The 13,361-nt window shown below is 37.4% G+C and carries 15 protein-coding genes and 1 other annotated feature; of the genes, 12 read left to right on the top strand and 3 right to left on the bottom strand.

Annotated features, from left to right (window positions below; genetic code table 11):
* Nucleotides 1-59: 59 nt before the first annotated feature.
* From I585_RS01700 to I585_RS23165, 6 genes are all read left to right on the top strand, one after another.
* On the top strand, nucleotides 60-2,789 hold the full coding sequence (locus tag I585_RS01700) for a sigma 54-interacting transcriptional regulator (protein WP_010739305.1): 2,730 nt from the start codon (nucleotides 60-62) through the stop codon (nucleotides 2,787-2,789).
* Nucleotides 2,790-2,796: 7 nt separating this feature from the next.
* Entirely contained in the window at nucleotides 2,797-3,429 is a 633-nt protein-coding gene (locus I585_RS01695) for an HAD family hydrolase (protein ID WP_010739304.1), read from the top strand.
* A 95-nt stretch (nucleotides 3,430-3,524) separates the two neighbouring features.
* Nucleotides 3,525-3,756: a binding site (T-box leader), on the top strand.
* 74 nt (nucleotides 3,757-3,830) lie between these two features.
* On the top strand, nucleotides 3,831-4,643 hold the full coding sequence (locus I585_RS01690; protein ID WP_010739303.1) for a MetQ/NlpA family ABC transporter substrate-binding protein: 813 nt from the start codon (nucleotides 3,831-3,833) through the stop codon (nucleotides 4,641-4,643).
* 26 nt (nucleotides 4,644-4,669) lie between these two features.
* On the top strand, nucleotides 4,670-5,176 hold the full coding sequence (msrA, locus tag I585_RS01685) for a peptide-methionine (S)-S-oxide reductase MsrA (RefSeq protein ID WP_010739302.1): 507 nt from the start codon (nucleotides 4,670-4,672) through the stop codon (nucleotides 5,174-5,176).
* Nucleotides 5,177-5,270: 94 nt separating this feature from the next.
* Entirely contained in the window at nucleotides 5,271-5,675 is a 405-nt protein-coding gene (locus I585_RS01680) for a hypothetical protein (protein ID WP_010739301.1), read from the top strand.
* A 132-nt stretch (nucleotides 5,676-5,807) separates the two neighbouring features.
* The gene (locus I585_RS23165; protein ID WP_010739300.1) at nucleotides 5,808-5,984 is read left to right on the top strand and encodes a hypothetical protein; all 177 of its coding nucleotides are present in this window, start codon (nucleotides 5,808-5,810) and stop codon (nucleotides 5,982-5,984) included.
* Between the two features lie 67 nt (nucleotides 5,985-6,051).
* Here I585_RS23165 and I585_RS01675 read toward each other — a convergent pair whose 3' ends face one another.
* On the bottom strand, nucleotides 6,052-6,723 hold the full coding sequence (locus tag I585_RS01675; RefSeq protein WP_010739299.1) for a Crp/Fnr family transcriptional regulator: 672 nt from the start codon (nucleotides 6,721-6,723) through the stop codon (nucleotides 6,052-6,054).
* Between the two features lie 349 nt (nucleotides 6,724-7,072).
* Here I585_RS01675 and nox point away from each other — a divergent pair, with 349 nt between their 5' ends.
* Complete coding sequence (nox, locus tag I585_RS01670) at nucleotides 7,073-8,404, top strand: H2O-forming NADH oxidase (RefSeq protein WP_010739298.1); 1,332 nt, start codon at nucleotides 7,073-7,075, stop codon at nucleotides 8,402-8,404.
* Nucleotides 8,405-8,486: 82 nt separating this feature from the next.
* On the opposite strand, the gene I585_RS01665 is transcribed toward nox, so the two are convergent.
* A complete protein-coding gene (locus tag I585_RS01665) occupies nucleotides 8,487-9,026 on the bottom strand; it encodes a GNAT family N-acetyltransferase (protein WP_010739297.1) in 540 nt (179 codons plus the stop codon).
* A gap of 284 nt (nucleotides 9,027-9,310) precedes the next feature.
* On the opposite strand from I585_RS01665, the gene I585_RS01660 reads away from it, so the two are divergent.
* A complete protein-coding gene (locus I585_RS01660; protein ID WP_010739296.1) occupies nucleotides 9,311-9,799 on the top strand; it encodes a TIR domain-containing protein in 489 nt (162 codons plus the stop codon).
* Between the two features lie 178 nt (nucleotides 9,800-9,977).
* Here I585_RS01660 and I585_RS01655 read toward each other — a convergent pair whose 3' ends face one another.
* Nucleotides 9,978-10,358, bottom strand: a complete 381-nt coding sequence (locus I585_RS01655) for a PH domain-containing protein (RefSeq protein ID WP_010739295.1) — start codon at nucleotides 10,356-10,358, stop codon at nucleotides 9,978-9,980.
* A gap of 480 nt (nucleotides 10,359-10,838) precedes the next feature.
* On the opposite strand from I585_RS01655, the gene I585_RS01650 reads away from it, so the two are divergent.
* From I585_RS01650 to I585_RS01635, 4 genes are read left to right on the top strand one after another with little or no spacing between them, the layout of a single operon-like run.
* Nucleotides 10,839-11,870, top strand: a complete 1,032-nt coding sequence (locus tag I585_RS01650) for a sulfurtransferase (protein WP_010739294.1) — start codon at nucleotides 10,839-10,841, stop codon at nucleotides 11,868-11,870.
* Nucleotides 11,870-12,241 (top strand): hypothetical protein, encoded by a 372-nt coding sequence (locus I585_RS01645; protein WP_010739293.1) that lies wholly within the window; start codon nucleotides 11,870-11,872, stop codon nucleotides 12,239-12,241. Before I585_RS01650 ends, I585_RS01645 begins: the two co-directional genes overlap by 1 nt.
* 8 nt (nucleotides 12,242-12,249) lie before the next feature.
* On the top strand, nucleotides 12,250-12,609 hold the full coding sequence (locus tag I585_RS01640) for a 4Fe-4S dicluster domain-containing protein (protein WP_034708253.1): 360 nt from the start codon (nucleotides 12,250-12,252) through the stop codon (nucleotides 12,607-12,609).
* On the top strand, nucleotides 12,606-13,361 hold the full coding sequence (locus I585_RS01635; RefSeq protein WP_010739291.1) for a heterodisulfide reductase-related iron-sulfur binding cluster: 756 nt from the start codon (nucleotides 12,606-12,608) through the stop codon (nucleotides 13,359-13,361). Before I585_RS01640 ends, I585_RS01635 begins: the two co-directional genes overlap by 4 nt.

The following is a 13,361-nucleotide window of genomic DNA, read 5'->3' as shown; positions in this document are numbered from 1 at the left end:
GGAAATGCTATACAATAGTATTGAAGGGACAACAAATCGATTAAAAGCAGGTGATGAAAATGAAAAAAGAACTGGATGAATACTTGTATGAGTTGACGATGAATCTAAATGAAGGATCCGAGGAGCGTTTTTCAGCAAATCAAATCGCTGAGTCACTGCAATTAAATCGAAGTACCATCAGCAGCTATTTGAATCAGGCATTTCGCGAAGGCGAGCTAATCAAGATCAAGAACTATCCTGTGTTATTTTTACATAAAAACGCATTGCTAGATGCGTCTATTATGATCGACAGGGCGGAGTATGATTCTATTGAAAAATTACTAGCTCCGGAAATGGGCAATGCACTTGAAGAAATCATTGGAGCCAATGGCAGTTTAAAAGAAGCGATTGATCAAATCAAAACCGCTGTTTTATACCCACATAATGGCTTGCCGATCCTGTTGATGGGTGTCAGCGGGTCGGGAAAAACCTTTTTAGCAGAAAAAATTTATGACTATGCCAAAGAACAACAGGTGATCAACAGCAAGGCGCCTTTTATCGCCTACAATTGCGCGCAATATTTTAACAATCCAGAGCTATTGTCATCGGCCCTGTTCGGACATACAAAAGGCGCTTTTACTGGTGCAGATCATGAGCATAGCGGCTTGATCGAGAAAGCGGATGGCGGAATCTTGTTTTTAGATGAGGTCCATCGGCTATCAGAAGAAGGACAAGAAAAATTATTTACCTTCATGGATACTGGAGAATTTTCTCCGATGGGGGATACGAGCATTCGGCGAAAGGCCAATGTCCGTTTGATTTTCGCCACGACTGAAAATGTCTATTCGGCTTTTTTACCGACTTTTTTAAGACGTCTGCCAGTAATCGTAACACTGCCTAAATTTCAAAATCGTCCACAGTCTGAACGGCTGCGCTTGATCGATTCATTCTTCATTGCTGAAAGTAGTATTTTAGAAAAGGAATTGCAAGTTTCTTACCCACTGATCGATTTCTTATTAAACAGTGACTTAGAAGGCAATGTCGGAAAAATAAAGAATATCATCAAATATGCCTGTGGAAATGCGTATGTCCACAAAAAAAATAGTCAGATAATCGTTGTTCGGTTGAAGGATCTGCCGCTTGAGTATAATTTGAAATTCAAAGAACAGTTCAGCAAACCCAAGAAGAAGATGCCCGATCGTACCTATCTGCCCAATACAACCCAACAAATTCATCTAGAGAGCAAAGAAACCCAGCTGCTTCGTAGTTTCTTTGATGAGATAGTAGGAGAATTCAAGAAGGTGCAGCAAAAAGAGAGTTTAGCGCAGGCATTTATTGAGGACAATGTAAACCGTGTGACTCAGATGATGGATGAGTTCATCTTCCAGGGAACCTATGAAAAGGAAGAATCGCTTTATTCGGTGCTGACCTATCACATCCGTCAGACATTGGATATGATGTATGAAAATTATGGGTTTGAGCAAGATGGTAACCGCGTCGTGTCTTTAGTCAGTTATCTTTATTTAAAAGACAACACAGATATTTTAAGCAGTCACTATGAATGGCAAGAACAAAAAAACGACATGATGGAGTTTTTAGATTCCTTTCTTGAGACGCCGTTTTGGTATGCAAAAAAATTATTGACCTATTTATCCCAGCAGCTAGACCAGCAATTATTAGAAGAAGATATTGTGTTTGTGACCTTCTATTTTTATAGTTTGCAGATTAGCGACCTGCCCAATGATGTGAAATGTATCGTATTGGCACACGGCTATTCTACCGCCAGCAGTCTGGCGAATGTAGTTAATCGAATGCTAGGTAAGAATGTTTTTCAGGCCTACGATATGCCAATCAATATTACTCTGGACAAGGTAGAGGCTCAGATCATTCGTTATATCAATGATTACCGAACAGATTCTGGACTAATTCTATTAGTAGACATGGGTTCGTTCAATCAACTAGGCGAACGTCTGACCAATCATATTAAGAGTCCCTTAGTAATCATCGATAATGTCAGTACACCGCTTGTGTTAGAGGTCGGTCAACATATCGTCAACGGCAACAGCGTGACGGAAGTCTACGAAGCGATCACAGTAGAAAATCGTATCCAAAAGCAGCTAATCATTCCAGAAATCAATAAGAAAAAAGCGATTATTACCTGCTGCTATACTGGAATGGGGAGCGCGACGCAGATCCAGGAGATTCTTCAAAAATGTTTAGGAGATTCTGCTCGAGAATTGACAATTCTTCCTTATGACTACAAAAAGCTAGCGGAAAATAAAATGTATGAAACGCCATTTCAGCTATATGATGTGCTGATGATCGTCGGAACTGAAAACCCTAAGATTAATCAGATTCCATATATTGGTTTGGATCAACTGATCAATGGCGAAGCTATTTCTGAATTTGCGGGATTGCTGCAGGAACAAGTAGCGATCGATGATGGAGCCTTCAAGAGTCAGCTGATTTTCAATTTCTCGATCAATAAAATAGTCGAAAATCTGACGATCCTTGATGCGACAAAGGTTCTGCGACTGGTTCAAAAAGCGGTGAAGGAACTGGAAAAATTGATGGGGATCGAGTTTTCTAATAATCAATTGTTCCTGCTTTACATGCATTGCTGCTCTATGATCGAACGGATCTTGCGCAAAGAAAGCGTCGATGAACAAGATGACATTGAGGAATATGTACAAAAAGAGGGGCACAATATGGAATTGATCCATCAAGCCTTTCTAGAGGTCGAGAAGGAATATACGATCGAGCTCCCGCTACTGGAACTTCGCTTGCTGAATGACATCGTAAAGGAATAGGTGAAAAATGAAAAAGGCAGTAATATTTGATATGGATGGCGTCTTGATTGATAGTGAACCATTCTATTTTGAACGGCGGATGGATTTTTTTAAAGCCAAGGGTATCCAGCCAGGCTCTGATAGGTTTGAGGATTACGTAGGAAATTCTGAAAAACAAACATGGCAAATGCTGGTGCCTGATAATGAAATTCAACGGAACCTGCTCCATAAAGAATATCTTCAGTACAAAAAACAAAATGACATCGATTTTTCTAAAGCGCTGCGGAGCACTGTGCCGCAAGTACTAAGCACCTTAGACGAAGCCGATATCATGATGGGGCTGGCCTCCTCGTCGCCTAGAAAAGAGATTGATCAGATGTTATCGGATTGCCGCTTAGCGAAGCATTTTTCCTTTACCATCAGCGGTGAAGAAGTAAGGGAAAGCAAGCCGAATCCAGAAATATATTTGATCAGTCGAGCAGCGTTGACATGTGAAGATTACTTGGCTGTAGAGGATTCTACATTAGGAATTGCCGCCGCAAAAGCAGCAGGGATATACACTGTAGCGTTGAAGCAAGAGTTCTTTATGGATCAGAAGGCTGCAGACGTTATCATCACTGATCTGAACGAGCTGCTAACATTACCGAGATTAACTAAATAATAAATCCAAAACTCTTCAATCAATATTTTTGAAGAGTTTTTTGTAATTCTTAGTTGCAAATAATTAGTATTTGTATTAGTATTACATCAATCAATAAATATGCGTTGAAGAGAAGAGTAATTGATCGTGAAACGATTAAAGAGACCCTCGGCAGGTGAAAAGAGGGATCGTAGAAAATCAATGAAGATGAACTCTGAGCCTTTAGCTTGTTCACGCAAGCTGGACGGGAAGCGACCGTTATATCGCCGGGTATGTCTGTACCGTTGAGGTATTATCTGTGAAGATAATACGAATAAGGGTGGTAACGCGAAAATATTCGTCCCTTTATTTATCAGTGATCTGGTGGATAAAGGGATGGATATTTTTTTTATTTGTCAAAATAATTTGGGAGTGTGTCTATTATGAAAAAAATCGGATTAGCAATATTAATTATAAGTTGTATTACATTTTTGGCTGCGTGTGGTTCGGGATCGGCTGAAAAAACGGATAAAATAAAAATTGGAGCATCCCCAACCCCGCATGCAGAAATTTTAGAGCACATAAAACCTGAGCTGAAAAAAAAGGGAATCGATTTGGAAATTGTTAAATTTGACGATTATGTTTTGCCGAATAAGGCGTTAGAAAATGGGGATATTGATGCAAATTACTTTTCTACTGTTCCATATTTCAATTTGCAAAAGAAAGAAAATGGGTACAAATTTTCAAATGTTGGAGCTATCCATCTTGAACCAATGGGTATCTATTCTCATAAAATAAAAAAAGTTAGCGACATACCCAATGGTGCTAAAGTCGTTGTTTCAAACGTACCTTCTGAATGGGGACGAGTGCTGAATATCTTTGTTAAAAACAATTTAATAAAAATTAAATCAGGTGTGCCCATCGATAAAGCTACCTTTGATGATATTACAGAAAATCCAAAAAATTTAGTATTTGATCATAGCGTCGATCCAACGCTGCTAACTTCGGCATACGAGAACAATGAAGGGGATCTTGTAGCAATCAACTCTAATTTCGCCTACGAAAAAGGTTTGAATCCTGTAAAAGATTCTTTAATGATCGAACAAAATGATTCGCCATATGTTAACATCGTGGCAACAAAAACAAGTAATAAGGATAACAAGGATATTAAGAAAATCGTTGAAGTACTACACGAATCAAAAGTTCAAAAATGGATTAAAGAAAAATGGGGCGGTTCAGTAGTGCCAGTTAATTAAAAAAATAAAAAGATAAGGTGGTAGCAATGGAACGAGCAATATTTGCAGGTGGTTGTTTTTGGTGTATGGTGAAACCATTTGATAGTCTACCTGGAATTGAATCAGTAATTTCTGGTTATACAGGCGGCGAAAAGGAAAATCCTACCTATTTAGAAGTAAAAAGTGGAACGACCGGACATACCGAAGCAGTTGAGATTATTTTTGATCCTGAGTTGATCTCTTATAGTGAGCTTGTAGAGATTTACTGGCAGCAAACAGATCCAACGGACGCTTTTGGACAATTCGAAGATCGTGGAAGCAGTTATCGCCCGGTTATCTATTATTTTGATGAACGACAAAAAGAAACTGCCGTAGATAGTCGAGCAGCTTTGCAAAATAGCGGACGCTTTGATCGGCCAATCGTCACTCAGATTGAATCCGCTGGAGTTTTCTATCCGGCTGAAGCGGAGCACCAAGAATATTATCAGAGAAACCCTGAAAATTATCAAAAAAATGCTGAAAAGAGAAAACAATTTATCACAGAGTTTTGGTAAGAAACTGCTGTGCAAAAGCTCTTAAATTTGTACAGGAGTTGAGAGGTCTATCTATAAGCATCCTTTATAATAGAAGAAAAGGGGATGTTCGATAATGATGACCACCAAAATTGAAGCGATATTTGACGTAGCAGTTGAACCAATCTGGGAAATTGTGACCTCGTTAAATGATGTAAAATGGCGCAGTGACCTTAGTAGAATTGAAGTACTTAAAGATCAGAAAAATTTTATTGAGTACACAAAGCAAGGAATCGCAACACGTTTTACAATCACAGAGTTTAAACCATTAATGTTTTATGCATTTTCTATGGACAATGACAGTATAAGCGGAAAATGGACAGGAGAATTTTTCTCTTTAGGAAAACATAAGACTAGGATCATTTTTAAGGAAGAGGTTACTGCAAAAAAGATATACATGAGGCCCTTTGTTAAGGGGTACTTAATCAAACAGCAGAAAACTTATATTAGAGACCTGACAAATTATCTAAGTAGACTCTGATAATTCCCAATTTTTCATAACGTGATTGAATCAGAAAGAGTAGTGTTTGTATTGATAATTATCAAAATGTGACATATGTCCTAATTGCTTTTCTATTGTTTCGCTAAACTGTGAATGTAGGAGGTGGTAAGGATGATGATCCTTATTTTATTCATTGTTTTTATTTCAGGGTTAGTGGTTTTTAAACAATGGAAGAACTATCAATCAAACTTAGCTTATTGGGAGCGAATCAATCAATATGAAGAACGGCGAAAAAAAGAAATTTTAACTATAGCTCTTAAAAATCAGCGGTTATTAAAAGGCAAATAGCCATTCGATTCCTTAATTACTAGGAGTCGGATGGCTTCTTGCATTTCTGTTTAACAATAGTAAACAGCTAAATATTTTTTTTGAAGTATTCGGCTTCAGAGGAACGCTTTTTAAGTTGATCTTTGTTAAGTATTAGAAATTTTCTCTTTTCTCGTTTTAAAACATTATCCTCGCAGAGTTTGTTTAATAATCGTAATAAATGTCGATAACTGACACCAATGGTTGCAGCTACATCGGTCAAATTATCGAAAAAATAATCCTTATATGAACCTTGTAGGATATAGGCACAAAGGCGCTGTTCACCTGAGTAAAGGGCATTGGATGTATAATTGTGAGAGCTATTAATTAGATTTTCTGATAGACCTTTGGCTAAAGTAGTCATAAAAGTAATGTTTTTGAAAATCGAATCATGATCATTTATAAAAGGGACAACGATGCATTCAAATGGAGAGAGAGTGATGACTGATGCTGTAGCGTAGCTAGTATTAGACATCAATTCTACATCACCAATCAAACCACTGGAAAGATAGTAGGCCAAAACTAAGTCTTTACCACTTGGAGCGCTGGTACAAACTTTAGCTTTACCTGAAACAACGATCATAATATATTTATATTCCGTACCTTGAGAGAAAATTGTTTCTCCAGATTTAAAACTTTTAATTTCACAAACATCTTGATGATCAAGTAACCCATACTTATCAAGTAGTTCAAGATGATAATCTTCAAATTTCTTATTCATAACTTCGCCTCGATTCCTTTTATCACAATATTCAAGTTATTCTTTTATCCCCATTCTACTATTATTTGTTCTTTTTTTGGTATGGAATAGTTCGATTAATCATAAAAAATTTGTTGTTTCCGGCATTTTTTATTGAAATAGAAGTATGCTGTAACTTTAGCAAGTTAATAATGAGAGGCTTTTATTAGTATATCTTGTTGTTTTTATCCCAATGTTATTTTTCAAATCAGCTTTTATGCAATATCGAAAGTTATTTTAAATGATTTGCATTTTCATAAAAGTCATTTGTGCAGTATGGTACAATAATAATTGTAATGTAAACGATTGCAAATAGAGGGAGGAAGATTGTATGACGAAGACAGTAATAGTAGGAACAAATCACGCGGGGATCGCAGCAGCAAACACACTTTTGGATAACTTTGATGATCAGGAGGTTGTAATGATTGATCGTAGCAACAACCTAAGTTATCTGGGTTGTGGAACAGCCTTATGGGTAGGTCGTCAAATCGATTCATACGAAGGATTATTTTATACAAATCGTGAAGATTTCGAGGCCAAAGGGGCAAGAATTTCAATGGAAACGACGGTTGAACGAGTTGATTACGACAAAAAAGAAGTTCATTGCCTATCAAAAACCGGAGAAGCCTTCATTGAAAACTATGACAAATTGATTTTGGCGACCGGATCAGTTCCCATCTCACCAAAGGTTCCTGGTCGTGATTTAGAAAACATCCATTTCTTGAAGCGTTTTCAGGATGGTCAAGCAGTTGATCAGATCCTAGGGTCCGAGAATATTGAAAATGTGGCAGTTATTGGTGCGGGCTATATTGGTGTAGAGATCGCTGAAGCAGCTAAAAGACGTGGAAAAAATGTGTTGTTGTTTGACGCTATGGAACGTTCACTGCCAAGTTATTATGACAAATGGTTTACAGATGATATGGATACTATTTTAAGTGAACATGGGATTGATCTACATTTTGGTGAATTAGCAAAGGAATACAAAGGTGATAAAAAGGTTGAATCGATCGTAACGGATAAAGGTGAATATAAAGTTGATCTAGTTATCAATGCAATTGGTTTCTTGCCAAATAATGAGTTAGGCAAGGAACATTTAGAATTATTCAAAAACGGCGCTTACTTAGTTGATCGTCACCAACAAACAAGTGACTCAAATGTTTATGCTGTTGGAGATTGTGCAACGATTTACTCAAATGCATTACAAGATACGACATATATTGCTTTAGCGACTAACGCTGTTCGGTCAGGAATAGTTGCGGGATACAATGTAGGTGGTGTTGCATTAGAATCTACTGGAGTACAGGGCTCTAACGGTATTTCAATTTTCGGTTTACACATGGTGTCAACTGGCTTATCTGTTGAAGCAGCGGCAAAAAATGGAATCGAAGTGAAATACACAGATTTTGAAGACTTACAGCGTCCTGGATTTATGAAACAAAATGCCAATGTTAAGATTCGGATTGTTTATGAAGAAAGCTCTCGCCGAGTAGTAGGAGCACAGTTATCATCAACGGAGGATATTTCTGGTGTGATCCATATGTTCTCACTAGCGATTGAAGAAAAAGTGACAATTGATAAACTGAAATTGCTGGATATCTTCTTCTTACCACATTTCAACCAGCCGTATAATTACATCACAATGGCTGCGTTAAGTGCAGAATAGTTAAATTGAATAGAAATCCCCCTAAAGAGTTGGACTTAAGTCTAACTCTTTAGGGGGATTTAATTATCCAGAATAGAGATATCTAATCAGCATCTGCTAATATATCTAAAACCTTTTGATAATTTTGATTTTGATATATTTCGTAATTCAATTTTTTATATAGCTTAACTGCGTGGTGACTCCAAGTCTGAGTATTTAGATAAAGATCTTGATTTGGGTAATATTCGTGAAGCAATTCAGTAACACGGATTGTTAATGCTTTGGCCAATCCTTTTCTCTGTTCTTCGGGGATGACACCTAACCAATGAAGACGAGGAGAATTATCTTCTGTCCACCAAGCAGTAAAGGTTGCCACTTTTTCTCCTTGTTGATTCTCAACAAAAAGCATTCGCCGCTCTAATTCTTTCTTATAAGGTGCGAATGAACGCTGAAAGTAATCAGCTGCATCCTGTTCTGTATCAAATTCTAAAACAGCCGTTTCGATTTGGCACCAATCTTTTTCATCACCTGGTTGATAAAAGATCATACGATATCCTTCCGGTAATTGGAGTTTTGGCAATGAGGGTGCATTCGACGGGCGAAACATGGTGAAGGGAATAAACGGTACTGACTTATCCAACATAACAAGACCTCCAGTCCTTTTCTCAATAAAAGCGTATCATGTAGGAATGGTAAAAGCCAGCTAGTTTTTTGTAATTATAGAAATCAGCGAAACTCTTGTTCTCCATAAAAACTTCTATTATAAAGAAAATGGAGACATTGATATTGATAGGTATTATATAATGAAAAGAGAAATTGAATTGCAGATTTATTAGTAATTGTCAAGATGTTTATTTAGAATTTCATCGACAGTGGTAATCTGCTGCAGTTTCAATTTATGAGAAAAAGTTAGGAGGTAGTTCTTTAATGGCTAAGAGGGTTTTCTTTGGTTTTTATTATGAAAATGATCTATCGAGAGCGCTAGTTGTTAAAAATAATTGGGCTTTAAAGGAGAATGAAGAGTCTGGGTTTATCAACAAGGCGGAATTTGAACGAATGAAGCGAGACGGTGATGAAGCTATTGAGCGCTGGATTGACAAACAATTAGTTGGAACTTCAGTGACTGTCGTATTAATTGGCAATGAAACATTGGATTCAACATATGTTCAATATGGAATTAAAAAAAGCTATGAACAAGGCAACGCGATCATCGCGTTGAAAATTGGTAAAGTAAAAAATTTAAGTCAACAAACATCTATCAGCCAGTCGGTAGTAAAAATCGTTGGTAAAAAGGATGATGGCGAGTTGCTATGGTTTGATGAAATCATTGATGGGGAATATGATTATATCAAGAATGATGGCTATACAAATCTCGAAAAATGGATTGAAAACGTAGATAAAGTAAAAGAAAGATAATTCCAATATCTTTCATTTATCTTTGAAATTTTTTTTGAAAGGGAGCTCGCTGAATACTTTTTAAAAAGGGGACTATGAAAGCGAATGAAAAAAAAAAGGGGAAAAATGATACGGCAATGGTTAGAGAGAAAAATAGGACGAGAATTTGAACAGAAAAGTTCAATTCTCGTCCTTTTAATTATTTTGATAATGCTAATGCCAAGGCCTTTTGAACTGCCACAATATTTTTGTCTTTTCTAAATTGAATTGTTTCTGCTGGAAGTTCTGCACTTGAAATCCAAATCTTTAGTTCTGCATCTAAGTCAAAATGTCCGCTAGTTTCTACTGAAAAACGTGAAATTGAACGATAAGGGATTGATTTGTACTCAACCTTTTTTCCAGTCATTCCTTGCTTGTCAACTAAAATTAAACGGAAGTCAGTAAAAACAATTAAGTCACGAACCAGTTTAAAGGCTAGAGAGACTGTTTCTCCAATAACTAAGACGTCTTCTAATTTTTCTTCAACTGCTTTGTTATTGTGTTGACTGGCATTGCCCATTAAGCCATCAAAAATACTCATTTAAAAACCCTCTTTCTTTGATTGATTAAAATTATTTTAGCTGATAATTAGTAGAATAGCTACTTGACCACTACTTTTCTAAGGAGAAAAATTCAAAATAATAATCATACTTTCACAAAAAAAGTTTTTGTTCTTTTTAACAGAAATACTCTTGCTAAACGAATAGCGTTTCGATATACTCGGAAGGGAAAAGAGCCCGGTTAGAAAATTGGGAGGTAGGAGGTGTTCTCATGCTTAAAAACTATCAACGGTGACTGTGAAACCAATCATTACTTAGAGTTTCTAAGCTAGTAGAACAATCGACTTTCCTCCGACCAACTTTTTTTACGACCAGTTAAAAGGGCTATTAAGTACGTAAAAAAATGGATCAAAAGAGGGAGCATACTTAAGTAGTATGTTTTTTTGTTGTGCATAAAAAAGGTCTTTGTCCCTACTGAAAACGTTTCAAGTGAACAAATAAACTTTAAAGGGAGTATTAAAATGAAAAAAATTTTTGCAGTAATCAGCTGTTTGTTGTTAACAGCGTTAGTAGTCTATTCAAAAACTGAAGAGGTTCACGCGGCCGACAAATCAAGTAAGGTTCAGCGCTTAGTAAAAAGTAAGGATATCAAGGACGAAGACTTCTTTGTAGATGCCAAATGGCTAAAAAAACAAATGAAGGATGACGATAAAACAGTTGTGATTGAGGCTTCATACGGCGAAGGAAAAGATTATAAGAAGGCTCACATCCCGGGTGCATTGCACATTGATACAATGGAGATTGAAACTGAAGAAAACAACTGGAATATCTTAAGTGCTGAAACCTGTAAAGAAGTATTCTTAAAACGCGGAGTGACTAAAACGACACCGGTAGTTGTTTACTCAAGCGATATCAATGCGGCGGCACGTGTTGCTTTTGTTGCTTATTGGCTAGGTGTTGATGAGGTTAAAATTCTAGATGGCGGCTTAAAAGCATGGGAAAAGGCTGACTATAAAGTTGAAAAAGGCAATGAAGAGGCTAAAGCTGCGACTGATTTTGGTGCAGATGTTCCCGGACGTCCTGAAAGCTTGATCTCAACTTCAGCAGACTTAGTAGCTGCAAAAGATAAAAATCCAGAGCTAGTTCTGGCAAGTATCCGTTCTTGGAAAGAGTTTACTGGTAAAACCAGTGGGTATGATTATATTGAAAATGCCGGCGAACCAGAAGGTGCAGTTTATGCAAAATCAAGTAAAACTAGCGCGGATGTCGCTCAATTGATGAATAATGATGGAACAGTGAAGGAACCGACTAAGATTTTTGCAGCTTGGAAAAAGTGGGGCATTACACCAGATAAGGAAGTAGCTTTCTATTGTGGAACTGGTTGGCGCGCAGCGACAGCATTCTTCATCACTAAACAAGAAGGCTGGAAAGATGTAAAATTATTTGATGGCGGCTGGTTTGATTGGGATAAAGCACATCAGAAGGACCCAAGTAAATATCCTGTTCAAATTGGGGATCCAAGAGATAAAGACAAAGTAGAAATCCTGAACTAATGAAAATTTTTCGTATTTTTTTACACTTCATTCAATTAGGCCTAGTCTACGTGATCTATTTAATGGATGATCTTTACAAGAACCATCTGGGCTTTATGCGAAATGTTTCTTATTATTCTCATAAAGTAGAAGCAAGTAAGTTCGGCAGCAAGTTGTTTTTGCTGCCGCTCTTGCTGGTAGTGTTCGCCATTATTTTAGTCGTGAGAAAAAGAACTGTCGAAAGTCTTATTTTGATTTTACTTGGTCTATTATTTTTGATTTGGCAAATGATCTTTTCGTTAGCCACTACACCAATTTATTACTTAGTGAGCGGTATACTATGCCTAGGGTTTCTACTACAAATGGTCATTGTTCTATTAAAAAGGGGTTAGCCGATTTGATGGATTACTCAAAAAAAACAATCGAAATGGCACAATTGATCGCAGAGACTTGTACAAGCTGCAAACGATGCATGAAGGATTGTCTCTTTTTGCAGCAATATTGTGAAGATCCGCAAAAATTATTTCAACAATTTTTGGAGGAAGGGCTTGATCCAATCGTTCCGTATTCTTGTATGTTGTGCGGTCATTGTACAGTAGTATGTCCTCTCCAGTTAAAACTGGACGAAGCATTTTTAGCGATGCGTCAAGATTTAATTAAGGATGGATTGCCATTAAAGCAACTGAAAAGTGTGGAAATGCACCAAAGGCTTTCAACGAGTAAATTTTTTTCGGCAGTGAATCGAGGGGATACAAAATGAAATACGGTTTTATGGCGGGATGTTCACTGAGCTCTAGCAGTCCGAAACAGGTCGCTCAAATGATCGACTATTTAAAAGGTAATTATCCAGATATGGCTGTTATCCAGGGTTGCTGTGGGAAACCCACTCGGATGATTGGCCAAGAACAATTGTTTCAAAAGCGTTTTGGTCAATTGACAGAGCAAGTTCAACAGGCGGAGATCGATGAATTGATCGTGGCCTGTCAAGGATGTATCAAAACGATGACGATTCAAAATCAATTTCCCACCTCATCTTTGTGGGTAAAAATGGCCGAACTGGGGTTGCCAAAAGAAGCGATAGGCAAAGGGAAAGACAGTGACGTGGTCTTTTCAATCCAGGATTCTTGTCCAACTAAAGAGGTTACCGAGATTCATCAGGCTGTTCGTTATTTACTAGATCAATTAGGCTATCAGGTAAAACACAATCGTTTGTCAGGAGAAAATACGTTGTGCTGTGGGATGGGAGGAATGTGCGGTGTTTCCAATCCTAGTTTGGCTAAAACGTTTGCGGAAAAACGTGTTGAGGATTTTAAAACAGATCATATTGTTACTTATTGTGCCAGTTGTACCTCAGCGATGATCTTGGGAGGCGGAGACGCGTGGCATTTATTGGACTTGATATTTGGTGAGGTCATACATAAAGAAGACACGACAACAGCCCATCCTTTAGACAATCCAGTTCGAGCGTGGAAGAATAGGTACCAATCAAAAAAAATCGTAACAAAAGCATAG

Source organism: Enterococcus malodoratus ATCC 43197 (assembly GCF_000407185.1).
Lineage (GTDB): Bacteria > Bacillota > Bacilli > Lactobacillales > Enterococcaceae > Enterococcus_A > Enterococcus_A malodoratus.
This window is presented reverse-complemented; position numbering and strand designations above follow the sequence as displayed.

Excerpts from the sequence above, each read along its gene's own strand:
- I585_RS01635 (WP_010739291.1), top strand. The coding sequence starts at position 12,606 with ATGAAATACGGTTTTATGGCGGGATGTTCACTGAGCTCTAGCAGTCCG.
- I585_RS01645 (WP_010739293.1), top strand. The coding sequence starts at position 11,870 with ATGAAAATTTTTCGTATTTTTTTACACTTCATTCAATTAGGCCTAGTC.
- nox (WP_010739298.1), top strand. The coding sequence starts at position 7,073 with ATGACGAAGACAGTAATAGTAGGAACAAATCACGCGGGGATCGCAGCA.
- I585_RS01665 (WP_010739297.1), bottom strand. The coding sequence starts at position 9,026 with ATGTTGGATAAGTCAGTACCGTTTATTCCCTTCACCATGTTTCGCCCG.
- I585_RS01675 (WP_010739299.1), bottom strand. The coding sequence starts at position 6,723 with ATGAATAAGAAATTTGAAGATTATCATCTTGAACTACTTGATAAGTAT.
- I585_RS01690 (WP_010739303.1), top strand. The coding sequence starts at position 3,831 with ATGAAAAAAATCGGATTAGCAATATTAATTATAAGTTGTATTACATTT.
- I585_RS01695 (WP_010739304.1), top strand. The coding sequence starts at position 2,797 with ATGAAAAAGGCAGTAATATTTGATATGGATGGCGTCTTGATTGATAGT.
- I585_RS01680 (WP_010739301.1), top strand. The coding sequence starts at position 5,271 with ATGATGACCACCAAAATTGAAGCGATATTTGACGTAGCAGTTGAACCA.
- I585_RS01660 (WP_010739296.1), top strand. The coding sequence starts at position 9,311 with ATGGCTAAGAGGGTTTTCTTTGGTTTTTATTATGAAAATGATCTATCG.
- msrA (WP_010739302.1), top strand. The coding sequence starts at position 4,670 with ATGGAACGAGCAATATTTGCAGGTGGTTGTTTTTGGTGTATGGTGAAA.
- I585_RS23165 (WP_010739300.1), top strand. The coding sequence starts at position 5,808 with ATGATGATCCTTATTTTATTCATTGTTTTTATTTCAGGGTTAGTGGTT.
- I585_RS01700 (WP_010739305.1), top strand. The coding sequence starts at position 60 with ATGAAAAAAGAACTGGATGAATACTTGTATGAGTTGACGATGAATCTA.
- I585_RS01640 (WP_034708253.1), top strand. The coding sequence starts at position 12,250 with ATGGATTACTCAAAAAAAACAATCGAAATGGCACAATTGATCGCAGAG.
- I585_RS01650 (WP_010739294.1), top strand. The coding sequence starts at position 10,839 with ATGAAAAAAATTTTTGCAGTAATCAGCTGTTTGTTGTTAACAGCGTTA.
- I585_RS01655 (WP_010739295.1), bottom strand. The coding sequence starts at position 10,358 with ATGAGTATTTTTGATGGCTTAATGGGCAATGCCAGTCAACACAATAAC.